Source organism: Microbacterium sp. NPDC091382 (assembly GCF_044757025.1).
Classification (GTDB): Bacteria; Actinomycetota; Actinomycetes; order Actinomycetales; family Microbacteriaceae; genus Microbacterium.
In genome coordinates this window covers 1,448,862-1,460,331 of sequence record NZ_JBIVUD010000001.1, presented here as the reverse complement: position 1 = coordinate 1,460,331, position 11,470 = coordinate 1,448,862, and the positions used below count along the sequence as shown (strand labels likewise).

Here is an 11,470-nt window from a genome sequence, read left to right as displayed (position 1 = left end):
AGGAACAATGACCGTCAACGCGTCCGATGCACCGAAGAATCATCGGCCGGTCGTCGATCTCGACGACGTCGACCGCGCCATCGTCGAGTCGCTGGCCTCCGATGCCCGGCTCACCAACGCCGAGATCGCCGCGCGGGTCGGAGTCGCGGCATCCACCGCGCACGCCCGGACCCGCTCGCTCGTGGACCGCGGCGTCATCACCGGGTTCCACGCGAGCGTCGATCAGCGCGTCGCCGGCGCAGGCCTGCAGGCGATCGTGCACGTCACGCTCCGCCCGGGATCGCGACACGAGAGCATCACGGAGTTCGCGCACGAGGTACGCGGCCTGCCCCAGGTCATCCAGATGTTCTTCCTCGGTGGGTCCGACGACTTCCTCATCCATATCGCCGTCGCCGATTCCAGCGAGGTCCGCACCTTCGTCGTCGAGCATCTGTCGGCACAACGCAGCGTCGCCAGCACCCGGACGAGCATCATCTTCGACTATCACCGCAACCGCGTCGCGGCACCGTTCCACTGATACGGTAACCGGTTGAAACATTGGCCGGGACCGCACCGAGACGTGCTTATCCTCGGACCATGTCCGTGCAGAATCTCCCCGTCCTCGACCTTTCGCTCCTCGACCAGGGACCGGATGCCGCGGAGTGTTTCCGCACCGAGCTGCGTCGAGCCACCCACGAGGTCGGCTTCTTCTACCTCACCGGCACGGGGGTCTCCCCCGACCTGGAGAGCCGCCTGCACCGAGCCGCGCGCACCTTCTTCGAGCTCCCCGACGAGGCCAAGCTCGAGATCGAGAACGTCAAGAGCCCGCACTTCCGCGGCTACACGCGGATCGGCGGTGAACGCACGCAGGGACTCGTGGATTGGCGTGAGCAGATCGACATCGGGCCCGAGCGTCCCGCGGTCGACGACCCGGACGCACCCGCGTACTCCGCCCTCGTGGGGCCGAACCTGTGGCCGAGCGCCCAGCCCGAGCTCCGCGAGGTGGCCGAGGAGTGGACGACGATCCTGTCCGAGGTTGCACGCAAGCTCCTGCGAGCCTGGGCGGAGGCCCTCGGCGCCCCCGCGACGTACTTCGACGACCACTTCGGTGAAGCGCAGACGCTCCTGAAGATCGTCCGCTACCCAGGCTCCAACGCGCCCGAGCCGCAGCAGGGGGTCGGCGCCCACAAGGATGCCGGCGTCCTGACGCTGCTGTGGGTCGAGCCGGGAAAGGGCGGCCTGCAGGTCGAGAAGGACGGCGAGTGGGTCGACGCCCCAGCCGTGCCGGGGTCGTTCGTCGTGAACATCGGGGAGCTTCTCGAACACGCGACCGGCGGCTACCTGACGGCGACCAATCATCGGGTCGTCTCGCCGCGCGCCCCGGAGGACCGCATCTCTGTGCCGTTCTTCTTCAACCCCTCGCTCGACGCGGAACTCCCCGCGATCGACCTGCCCGCCGAGCTCGCTGCGCAGGCACGCGGGATCTCGCAGGACCCCCGGAACCCCATCCACGGCCTCCACGGCGAGAACGCGCTGAAGTCACGGCTGCGGGCTCACCCGGACGTCGCCGAGATCTGGCACCCGCACCTCGTCACCGCGCGCGTCTGACGCACACCGACGACGACGAAGGCCGCCCCACACCGTGGGGCGGCCTTCTCAAGAATGTTCTGCGCGATTGAACGCTGGCAGCGATGCCTTATCGACGGAGGCCGAGGCGCTCGATGAGCGAGCGGTAACGGTTGATGTCGACGTCCTGGAGGTAGCCCAGGAGACGGCGGCGCTGACCGACGAGCAGGAACAGCCCACGACGCGAGTGGTGGTCGTGCTTGTGCTCCTTGAGGTGCTCGGTGAGGTCCTTGATGCGCTGCGTCAGCATCGCGACCTGCACCTCGGGGGATCCGGTGTCACCGGGGTGCGTCGCGTACTCTTCGATGATCGCCTTCTTGACGTCTGCTTCCAGTGCCATAGGTGATCCCCTTCCTCTTCGTTGCGCGGCGCCCGACGCCTGATGCGTGGGCTCTCTTTATCCGCGGCCGATCGAACGGCAACCACAGGAGTCTACAGGACGAGCCGCCCTGCGGACGACCGAGGGCCCGGCCGCCGAAGCGACCGGGCCCCCGGGTGCGATGCGTCTCAGCCGACAGCGAGCAGATCGATGATGAAGATCAGCGTCTTGCCGCCGAGGAAGTGACCTCCGGCAGGGCCGTAGGCCAGGTGCGGCGGGATGACGAGTTCGCGTCGTCCACCGACCTTCATCCCCGGGATGCCGTCCTGCCAGCCCTGGATGAGGCCACGCAGCGGGAACTGGATGCTCTCGCCGCGGTTCCACGACGAGTCGAACTCCTCGCCGGAGACGTACTCGACACCGACGTAGTGGACGGTGACGGTGTCGCCGGGCTTCGCCTCGGCGCCGTCGCCCTCGATCAGGTCGCGGACGACGAGGTCGGCGGGGGCGGCTCCCTGCGGAGCGTCGATCTCGGGCTTGGTGCGGTCTGCAGTCATGAGTCCATCCAAACCGAGCGGCATCCCCTGGTCAAACGCGACTCAGGCCTGGATCGAGCCCTGGAGGTCGAGCTCGATCGTGACGTCCTTGCCGACGAGCACGCCACCGGTCTCGAGCGCGGCGTTCCAGGTGAGGCCGAAGTCCTCGCGGTTGATGACGGTCTTGGCGGTCGCGCCGGCCTTGTAGTTGCCCCACGGGTCCGTGCCGAAGCCGCCGAAGTCGACCTCGAAGGTGACGGGCTTCGTGACGTCCTTGATGGTCAGGTCGCCGTCGACGAGGAAGTCGCCGTTCTCGATGCGCACACCCGTCGACGCGAAGGTGATCTCGGGGTAGGTCTCGACGTCGAAAAAGTCGGCGCTGCGGAGGTGACCGTCGCGGCCCTCGTCCTTCGTGTCCAGCGACGCGGCGTCGACCTTGGCCTCGAGCTTCGCCTCGAGCGGGTTCTCGGGGGCGACGAGGGTGGCCTCCTTGACGTTGAAGTGGCCGCGGACCTTGGAGATCATCATGTGGCGGACGCTGAAGCCCACCTCGCTGTGCGACGCGTCGAGGATCCAGGTGCCGGCCTTGTAGCCGGGGATGTCGAGGGTGGCGGTGGAGTCGGTCATGATCATCCTTCGTGGAGGGGTTCCGGCACGCGCCGGCGGTCAAGGGGGCAAAACGTCACCGCGACCGATCCTATTCCCGTGAATGCAGATTCGATCCCGCGCGACCCCTCTTGACACCGCACGAGGGCAGCGGGATCATTTCTGTACACCAACTCAGCGCCCGGAAGACTCGCAGGCATCGCCGCGGCACCGGGCGCTGAGTCTTTTCGCCGGAGCCCGCCGCATCAGAGCGCGAGGACGTCCGAGCGCGCGCGAGTGGCACGCTCGAGGTAGACGCGTTCGTCCGCGGCGGCACGCGGGTCCCGGCCGCTGACGACGCGCTGCCGCGCGGCGGCGAGGGACGTCGCCTCGGCGATGAAGCGTCGCATCGCCGCGGCGCGATCGCCCGGCAGCGAGCGCGCCCAGGCGATCGCACGGGACCGCCCGCTGCGGGTGGCGAGCATATCGACCTCGGCCGGTGAGAACCATCCCACGGCCGCGTAGTCGGCGAGGCGCTCACGCGTCAGGCGCGCCTCCTCCCTGCGCAGGAGGATGATCCCGACGACGAACGCGAGGAACAACGGCACCTGCAATGTCACGTACAGGGCGAAGAAGTCCGCGACGACGGCGGAGCCGTTCCACAGGGCGTGCAGGCAGATGGCGACCATAACCCCGACCACCCACCTGCCGAGCGCGGCGCCGCCCTTCGCACCCGAGCGCGCGGCGAGACCGAGGGCGAAGCCCGTAGCGGCGGTGAACATGACGTGGGCGAACGGCGAGAGGATGCCGCGCAGGAAGAACGTGAACGCAGCACCCTCCGCGCCTCCCGTGATGAGGCTGTCGCCGAAGTAGAGGATGTTCTCGGTGAAGGCGAATCCCGCTCCGACGAGGGCGCCGTAGACGACGCCGTCGACGGGACCGTCGAACGCCCGACGCGCAGCGACGAACACCAGAAGGACTCCTGCGCCCTTGGCGATCTCCTCCACGATCGGCGCCTGCACCACGGTCGACACCGCCTCGGGGAGCCACGGCGCGGCGAGCGTGACCGCCAATCCGACGGCCAGCGCGACGGCGACCGCCGCGACAGCACCCCACAGGAGCGCGAAGACGACAAGGCCCCGTGGCTCCGGCTCCCACCGATCGATGACCCGGATCGCGGTCAGCACGAGGGCGAACGGGATCAGCGCGAGCGCAGCCGAGACGATCGAGGCAACGGGGCCCAGGAACGCGAGGAAGTAGAGGATCAGGCCCACGGCCACGATCCCGAGGAGGGCCGCCACGACCCAGAGGACGATGCGCCCGCCCGAAGCCGCGGGCACCGGCAGATCGCGATGAGGTGTTGCCTGGGGTGGCGTCGACGCGGTCGCGCGGACCGGCTGCGCGAGCGGCGAGGGGAACGACATGGGGTCAGCCTAGGGCGGCGTGGATCGTGCCGCGGAGCGGCGGGACGATAGCCTGGACCAATGCGCTTCGCCCACGTTGTCCCCGACGGAGTCGACGAGCCGCAGCTGGTTCTCGTCGAAGACGATCGCGCAGCCATCGTGTCGCGCATGTTCGATGGGGCTCCCTCCCGGCTGCAGCACCTCATCGTGGGCGGCGACGCCCTCCTCGATCGGGTGCGCCGGAGCGCACCCTCTGCAGAGTGGATGCCGCTGGGCACCCCTGTCTTCGCGTCGGCGGTCCTGGACACCCCCATCACCATCGCCATCGGCCTCAACTACTCCGCGCACTCCAGCGAGCTCGGGCTCAAGGCGGATGCGGCACCCACGGTCTTCATCCTCTGGCCGGGCTCGCTCTCGGGCCATCGACAGACGACGTCCTGGCCCCGGTCGCTCAGCCAGTCCGTCGACTACGAGGCCGAGCTGGGTGTCATCATCGGACGGCCCGCCCGCGACGTGGCGCTCGAGAACGCCCTCGACCACGTCTGGGGCTACACGGTTGTCAACGACATCACGGCGCGGGACATCCAGTTCTCCGAGGCCCAGTGGTCGCGGTGCAAGTCGTTCGACGGCTTCACCCCGACCGGGCCGTTCGTGGTCACCGCGGACGAGGTCCCCGACCCGCAGGATCTCCACATCTGGGCGATCGTCGACGGGAAGATGGTGCAGGACGCCTCCACCAACCAGATGATCCACCCCGTCGCGAAGCTCGTGTCGTTCCTCTCCCAGTCCGCGACGCTGCTGCCCGGCACGCTGATCTCGACCGGGTCCCCCGGGGGCGCCGGCTACTCCCGCGACCCGCAGATCTTCCTCCGCGACCGGTCGACCGTCACCGTCGGCGTCGACGGCATCGGCGAACTGACCACGTTCTGCCGCATCCTCGACTGACGCGACGCCGGAACGACGAAGCGGCGACCACCCGAGGGCGGTCGCCGCTTCGTGTGTGTCAGATCAGTTGTTGAGCTGGCTCTGGTCGAACTGCTCGCAGGCGATCCGCTGGCCGAGGTAGTCGACGAAGCCCGAGCCACCCGGGGTCAGGCAATTGGTCTGATACTGCTGGTAGAGATCCGTCGTCGAGTTGGCGAAGGCCGCAACGAGCGCGATGATGACGATGATCGCGATGATCATCAGCACGACGCTCACGATGATCGCCGCGATCGCGAGACCGTTCTTCGCGCCGGCCTTACGGCTCTGCACGAGCGCGACGATGCCCAGGATGAGACCGATCAGCTGCGTGCCGGGGATGATCGCGAGGATGAGAGCGACGATCGCCATGGTCCGGCCCGGAACCGGCGCATTGGCGGGCGCACCCGCGTTGTACTGCGGCGCGTTCCCGTAAGCGGGCGCCTCGTACGCCGGCGGCGCGGGCGGGATGTTCTGGGAGTTCGGCTGGTTGGGGTCGGTCATGGGGTGTCCTTCACATCGCAGATCGGCCGAGATACGACCCCGACGCTAGCGTTCATGGTTCTCCCAGACAACCTGGAATCAATTCTGGTCCGCGGTCCCCGGTTTCGTGACAACGGGAATGGCTCGCGTCACCGCCTGCAGCCCCGACAGCCGCGCCGGCGACAGCTGCTTGTCGACCTCGTCGCGTGACATCAGGCCGGCCTCGACGACGAGGTCTCCCACGTTGCGCTTGGTCAGCAGAGCCGTCTTCGCGAGGGCGGCCGCCGCCGTGTACCCGATGAAGGGCGTCAGAGCGGTGATCACACCCACCGATGACCCCACCATCGTGCCGAGTCGTTCGCGATTGGCGGTGATGCCGTCGACGCAGTTGACGCGGAGCGTGCGCATGCCGCGCCGCATCCACGTGATCGACTGGAAGATCGAGTGCGCGATGACCGGCTCGAAGGCGTTCAGCTGCAGCTGACCGCCTTCGACCGCCATCGTCACCGTGAGGTCGGCGCCTGCGACGGCGAAGGCGACCTGATTCACGACCTCGGGGATGACCGGGTTCACCTTGCCGGGCATGATGCTCGACCCGGCTTGGCGCGGCGGCAGGTTGATCTCGCCGAAGCCCGCCTGGGGACCGCTGGAGAGCAAACGCAGGTCGTTGCTGATCTTGGACAGCTTGATCGCGTTGCGCTTGAGCGACGACGAGAACGACATGAAGGCACCCGTGTCGCTCGTGGACTCGACCAGGTCCTCCGCCGTCTCGAGGTCGAGCTCGCTGATCTCCCGCAGGTGCCGCAGCACGGCGCCGGAGTAATCCGGGTGCGTGGTGATGCCCGTGCCGATCGCCGTCGCACCCATGTTGATCTCGTACAGCAGGTGCGCGTTCTCGCGGAGCCGGTGATAATCCTCCCCGAGCGTCGTCGCGAAGCCGTGGAACTCCTGTCCGAGCGTCATCGGGACGGCGTCCTGCAACTGGGTGCGCCCCACCTTGAGGACGTCGTGGAACTCGTCGGCCTTCTTCAGGAACGACTGCCGGAGGAGGTCGAGCTCCTCGAGGAGGGACTGCAGATCCAGACCGAGTCCCACCTTGATGGCCGTCGGGTAGACGTCGTTGGTGGACTGACTGCGGTTGGTGTGGTCGATGGGCGAGAGGAAGGCGTAGTCGCCCTTCTCGCGACCCGCCATCTCGAGCGCGACGTTGGTGATGACCTCGTTCGCGTTCATGTTGGTCGAGGTGCCCGCCCCGCCCTGGATGACGCCCACGACGAATTGATCGTGGAACTCGCCGTCGATGACACGCTGCGCCGCCTGGTCGATGAGGTCGGCACGGGATGCCTCGAGGACGCCGATCTCCCTGTTGGCTCGCGCGCTGGCCTGCTTGACCATCGCGAGGGCGACGACGAGGTCGCGATAGACCGAGATCGGGCGCATGGAGATCGGGAAGTTCTCCAGAGCCCTCGCCGTGTGGATGCCCCAATAGGCGTCGGCGGGGATCTCCATCGATCCCAGGGAGTCGGTCTCGGTACGCGTCGTCGCGTCAGGTGCCATTGCGGTGTCCTTGTGGGTCACAGGGTGCGGGGATGGAACGAGCCTATCCCCGGACCCCGTGTCCTCAGCGGTTCACACTGGACATGTCGGCATAACGATCACCGACCGCCGGAGCGACCTCTCCGAGACGCTGCAGCTGATCGGCGGTCAGGCTCAGGTCGACGGCGCCGATGTTCTCCTCGAGCCGTTCGAGCTTGCGCGTGCCCGGGATCGGGACGATGTCCTCGCTCTGGGCGAGGAGCCACGCGAGAGCCACCTGAGCCGGGGTTGCGTCGGCTTCGGCCGCGATCCCCTCGACGACCTCGACGATCCGGAGGTTGGCGGCGAGGGCGTCGCCCTCGAACCGCGGGTTGCTGCGACGGAAGTCGTCCTTGTCCAGCTGGTCGACCGATCGGATCGCGCCGGTGAGGAAGCCGCGTCCGAGGGGCGAGTACGGGACGAATCCGATGCCGAGTTCGCGCAGCGCCGGCAGCAGCTCCGCCTCGGGATCGCGGGTCCAGAGGGAGTACTCCGTCTGGACGGCTGTCACCGGGTGCACCGCGTGCGCGCGGCGGATCGTGACGACGGATGCCTCCGACAGCCCGTATCCGCGGATCTTGCCCTCCTGGACGAGCTCGGCGAGCGCGCCGACCGTGTCCTCGATGGGGACGGCCGGGTCCATCCGGTGCTGGTAGTACAGGTCGATGCGATCCGTCCGCAGGCGCTGCAGCGACCCCTCGACCGAGCGGCGGACGTTCTCGACGCTGCCGTCGACTCCGGAGCGACCGTCCGCGTGGCGCACGATCCCGAACTTGGTCGCGAGCACGACCTCATCCCGGCGCCCCGATTCCGCGAGCGTCTTCCCGAGAAGCTCCTCATTCGTGTGGGGGCCGTACATCTCGGCGGTGTCGAGCAGGGTCACGCCGCGATCCAGGGCGCCGAGGATCGTCCGCTCCCCGCCCGCGTCGTCCTGACCGGCTCCGGTGTAGAACGCACTGATCCCCATGAGGCCGAGGCCGATGCGGCCGACCTGCGGACCATGGGCTCCGAGTGTGGTGGTCTTCATGATGGGCCGATCTCCTTGTCGTAGATGTCGATCTTGCGGTCGATGGCGGCGAGGCTCAGGGTGACCTCGTCGAGCTGGCGGCGGACGACCTCACGGTGCTCGACGAGCAGCCGGCGTCGCTCGGCGACCGTCGCCTCTCCCCCGCGGACGAGCTCCGTGTAGCGCTTCATGGTGGCGATCGGCATCCCCGTCCAACGCAGCCGCGCGAGGAAACGGATCCAGGCGAGGTCCGTGTCGGAGTAGCGACGGTGGGACGAGGACGCCCGGTCGACCGGGTGCAGCATCAGCCCTGCTCGTTCGTAGTAGCGCAAGGTGTGCGCACTGACGCCGGTGGCCTCGGCAGCTTCGGCGATCGATGCGCCTGCAGAACCGGAGAGGAGGGTCATGTCTTCACGGTAGAACTTCGAGCGCGCTCGAAGTCAAGAGCCTGCTCAGGAAGGTTTCCGCGAGAACGCCTCGAGGCGCTCCTGCGGGGTGAGCGCCGCCATCCTCTCGACCCATTCGGCGGAGAAGTAGTCGCCGGTGGGCGCCTCGACGACGGGCACGACCGTATGGGTGATGGTGTCGTCGTACACGTGGACCAGGTGGAACGATTGGCCGGCATCCATCCCGTTCACCTCGGTCGCAGGTCGCTGCAGATTCATCGTGTAGCAGGTGGCCGATGCCACGCTGACCGGGATACCCGCGAACGTGCCGCTCGTCGAGTAGTGCAGATGTCCGGCGAGGATGCCGCGCACGTCGCTGCCCGCGAGGACGTCCGCGAAAGCGTCCTGATCGCGCAGTTCGAGGATGTCGAAGAACGGGATGTGGCTCGGAAGCGGCGGGTGGTGCAGCGCGAGCAGGGTGCCGAGCGGTGCAGGCTCGGCGAGGACGCCGCGGAGCCAGTCGAGCTGCGCGGCGTCGATCTCGCCGTGGTGCCAGCCCGGGACCGTGGAGTCCAGGACGACCAGCCGCAATCCGTCGAGGTCGTGCACGGCCGTGACCGGCTCGAGGGAGCCGGGTTCGTCGAAGAGCCCCTCGCGCATGGCGGGCCGTTCGTCGTGGTTGCCCGCGACCCAGACGATGGGCGCGTCCAGTCGCTCCGCGACGGGCTCGACGATCTCGCGCAGCCGCCGGTAGGCCTCGGGCTCGCCCAGGTCGGTGAGATCCCCCGTCACGATGAGGGCGTCAGGACGAATGCCGGTGCGCTCGATCGCGGCGAGAGCGGCCACCGCTCGCCCGGTCGAGTCGTACGCACCGCCGAGCCGTCGATCGCCAGCGAGCAGGTGGGTGTCGCTGAGGTGGACGATCGAGCGGAGGGCGGGCGCGTGCCGGCCGAAGGAGACGGACTGCATGCCGTCAGCCTATTGACGGTGTCCGACGGCGGCGATCAGTGGTTGAAGAGAATGAGGAGCAGTCCGCCGAGGACGACGAGCCCGCAGACGGTGAACGAGGCGTACGCGCTCACGAGGGCGAAGCGCTTCTGCGCGGGGCTGAGCGGGTTCTTCTTCGCGGCCTTCTTCGCGGCCTTGGCGGCTCGCTTCTGCTCCTTCGGCGTCATGACTGTCAGGGCGTCCGTGAATGTCGCCGGAATGACGACGGGCACCCGCCCGGCGCGGACGAGCAGACGAAGGCCGGCGGCGTAGAAGAACACGACGACCGATGCGGCGAGGATCGCGGCGACGAAGACCTGGACGAAAGCGAGCCAGTCGATGCTGACGCTCATCGGGCGCCCTCCTCGTCGGATGCGGCCGCGGCCTGTGCGACGCGCTGCTGACGGCGTGTGGGCGGCGGCTCCTCGGTCAGGTCGACCGCGGCGCCGGAGTCGGCGACCTCGCTCATGGCGTTCGCCGCGGTGATCTCGTTGCGACGGGAGCGGAGGAAGATAGCCAGAACGATCGCGACCGCGATGACCGCGCCGATGATGACCCCGATGAGCTCACCGACGCCCTGGCCGAACAGGTGCTCGAAACCGACGATGAGGAACGCCGCGAGTGCGCCGACGATTCCGGCGGCCGGGAGGGTCAGCACCCAGCCGACGGTGATGCGCCCGACGGTGCCCCACCGCACGGTCGCACCGCGGCGGCCGAGTCCCGACCCGATGACCGACCCCGAGGCGACCTGCGTCGTCGAGAGCGCGAACCCGAGGGCGCTCGAGGCGAGGATCGTCGAGGCGGTGGATGCCTCCGCAGAGAACCCCTGCGCGGGCTTCACGTCGGTGAGTCCCTTGCCGAGGGTGCGGATGATGCGCCAGCCGCCCATGTAGGTGCCGAGGGCGATCGTGAAAGCACAGGCGAAGATCACCCAGAGCTGCGGGTCGGACTGGGTCTGCCAGCCGACCGTGATGAGGGCGAGGGTGATCACACCCATCGTCTTCTGCGCGTCGTTCGTGCCGTGCGCCAGCGCGACCAGCGAGGACGTGAAGATCTGCCCCCAGCGGAAGCCGTCGCGCCCGTCGGGCTTGTTGTCATATCGACGGGTCACGACGTAGGCGATCTTGGTCGCCACGAAGGCGATGATCCCGGCGGTCAGCGGCGCGATGAGGGCCGGGAGGACGACTTTCGAGAGCACGACCCCGGTATCGATGGCGCTGATGGACGCGCCGACGATCGTCGCGCCGATCAGGCCGCCGAACAGGGCGTGCGACGAGCTCGAGGGCAGCCCCAGCAGCCATGTCAGCATGTTCCAGGTGATGGCGCCGATGAGGCCGGCGAAGATGATGGCCGGGAAGATCGACTGGGAGAGCTGATCCTCGCGGATCATGCCGCCCGAGATGGTCTTGGCGACCTCCGTCGACAGGAACGCGCCGACCAGGTTGAGGACGGCCGCCAGCAGGACGGCGACCTTCGGCTTCAGGGCACCCGTCGCGATGGGTGTGGCCATCGCGTTGGCGGTGTCGTGGAAGCCGTTGGTGAAGTCGAAGAACAGTGCCAGTGCGATGACTAGGACGACGATGAGTGCTGCGGTCTCCACAGTTCGCTTTCCGTCGGGAATCGGG

At 68.2% G+C, this 11,470-nt stretch carries 14 protein-coding genes; 3 read left to right on the top strand and 11 right to left on the bottom strand.

Features of this window, described 5'->3' with window-relative positions; translation table 11 throughout:
- Window positions 1-7 precede the first annotated feature (7 nt).
- Together ACIQLK_RS07090 and ACIQLK_RS07085 are read left to right on the top strand one after the other, a co-directional pair.
- Complete coding sequence (locus ACIQLK_RS07090) at window positions 8-517, top strand: Lrp/AsnC family transcriptional regulator (RefSeq protein ID WP_400363722.1); 510 nt, start codon at window positions 8-10, stop codon at window positions 515-517.
- Between the two features lie 59 nt (window positions 518-576).
- Complete coding sequence (locus ACIQLK_RS07085) at window positions 577-1,587, top strand: isopenicillin N synthase family dioxygenase (RefSeq protein WP_400363721.1); 1,011 nt, start codon at window positions 577-579, stop codon at window positions 1,585-1,587.
- 88 nt (window positions 1,588-1,675) lie between these two features.
- Here ACIQLK_RS07085 and rpsO read toward each other — a convergent pair whose 3' ends face one another.
- From rpsO to ACIQLK_RS07065, 4 genes are all read right to left on the bottom strand, one after another.
- Window positions 1,676-1,945, bottom strand: coding sequence for a 30S ribosomal protein S15 (gene rpsO / locus ACIQLK_RS07080; RefSeq protein ID WP_018187174.1), 270 nt, complete (start codon window positions 1,943-1,945; stop codon window positions 1,676-1,678).
- Between the two features lie 167 nt (window positions 1,946-2,112).
- On the bottom strand, window positions 2,113-2,481 hold the full coding sequence (locus ACIQLK_RS07075) for an FKBP-type peptidyl-prolyl cis-trans isomerase (RefSeq protein ID WP_400363719.1): 369 nt from the start codon (window positions 2,479-2,481) through the stop codon (window positions 2,113-2,115).
- Window positions 2,482-2,523: 42 nt separating this feature from the next.
- Window positions 2,524-3,087, bottom strand: coding sequence for a YceI family protein (locus ACIQLK_RS07070; RefSeq protein WP_400363717.1), 564 nt, complete (start codon window positions 3,085-3,087; stop codon window positions 2,524-2,526).
- Window positions 3,088-3,311: 224 nt separating this feature from the next.
- Window positions 3,312-4,469, bottom strand: a complete 1,158-nt coding sequence (locus ACIQLK_RS07065) for a PrsW family intramembrane metalloprotease (RefSeq protein ID WP_400363715.1) — start codon at window positions 4,467-4,469, stop codon at window positions 3,312-3,314.
- 60 nt (window positions 4,470-4,529) lie between these two features.
- Here ACIQLK_RS07065 and ACIQLK_RS07060 point away from each other — a divergent pair, with 60 nt between their 5' ends.
- Window positions 4,530-5,393 carry a fumarylacetoacetate hydrolase family protein gene (locus ACIQLK_RS07060; protein ID WP_400363713.1) on the top strand — a complete coding sequence of 288 codons (864 nt, stop codon included), beginning with the start codon at window positions 4,530-4,532 and terminating at the stop codon, window positions 5,391-5,393.
- A 63-nt stretch (window positions 5,394-5,456) separates the two neighbouring features.
- Here the strand turns inward: ACIQLK_RS07060 and ACIQLK_RS07055 are convergent, their stop codons facing one another.
- The 7 genes from ACIQLK_RS07055 to ACIQLK_RS07025 all read right to left on the bottom strand — a co-directional run bounded on the left by ACIQLK_RS07055 (window position 5,457) and on the right by ACIQLK_RS07025 (window position 11,445).
- Entirely contained in the window at window positions 5,457-5,912 is a 456-nt protein-coding gene (locus tag ACIQLK_RS07055; RefSeq protein WP_400363712.1) for a DUF4190 domain-containing protein, read from the bottom strand.
- Window positions 5,913-5,990: 78 nt separating this feature from the next.
- A complete protein-coding gene (locus tag ACIQLK_RS07050; protein WP_400363710.1) occupies window positions 5,991-7,448 on the bottom strand; it encodes an aspartate ammonia-lyase in 1,458 nt (485 codons plus the stop codon).
- Window positions 7,449-7,512: 64 nt separating this feature from the next.
- Window positions 7,513-8,493: an aldo/keto reductase gene (locus ACIQLK_RS07045; RefSeq protein WP_400363709.1), complete on the bottom strand. Its 981-nt coding sequence runs from the start codon at window positions 8,491-8,493 to the stop codon at window positions 7,513-7,515.
- Window positions 8,490-8,879 (bottom strand): MerR family transcriptional regulator, encoded by a 390-nt coding sequence (locus tag ACIQLK_RS07040; RefSeq protein ID WP_400363708.1) that lies wholly within the window; start codon window positions 8,877-8,879, stop codon window positions 8,490-8,492. Before ACIQLK_RS07040 ends, ACIQLK_RS07045 begins: the two co-directional genes overlap by 4 nt.
- A gap of 45 nt (window positions 8,880-8,924) precedes the next feature.
- Window positions 8,925-9,827 (bottom strand): phosphodiesterase, encoded by a 903-nt coding sequence (locus tag ACIQLK_RS07035; protein WP_400363707.1) that lies wholly within the window; start codon window positions 9,825-9,827, stop codon window positions 8,925-8,927.
- 35 nt (window positions 9,828-9,862) lie between these two features.
- On the bottom strand, window positions 9,863-10,198 hold the full coding sequence (locus tag ACIQLK_RS07030; RefSeq protein ID WP_400363705.1) for a peptidase: 336 nt from the start codon (window positions 10,196-10,198) through the stop codon (window positions 9,863-9,865).
- Entirely contained in the window at window positions 10,195-11,445 is a 1,251-nt protein-coding gene (locus ACIQLK_RS07025) for an anion permease (RefSeq protein WP_400363891.1), read from the bottom strand. The genes ACIQLK_RS07030 and ACIQLK_RS07025 overlap by 4 nt, the downstream gene beginning before the upstream one ends.
- Window positions 11,446-11,470 lie beyond the last annotated feature (25 nt).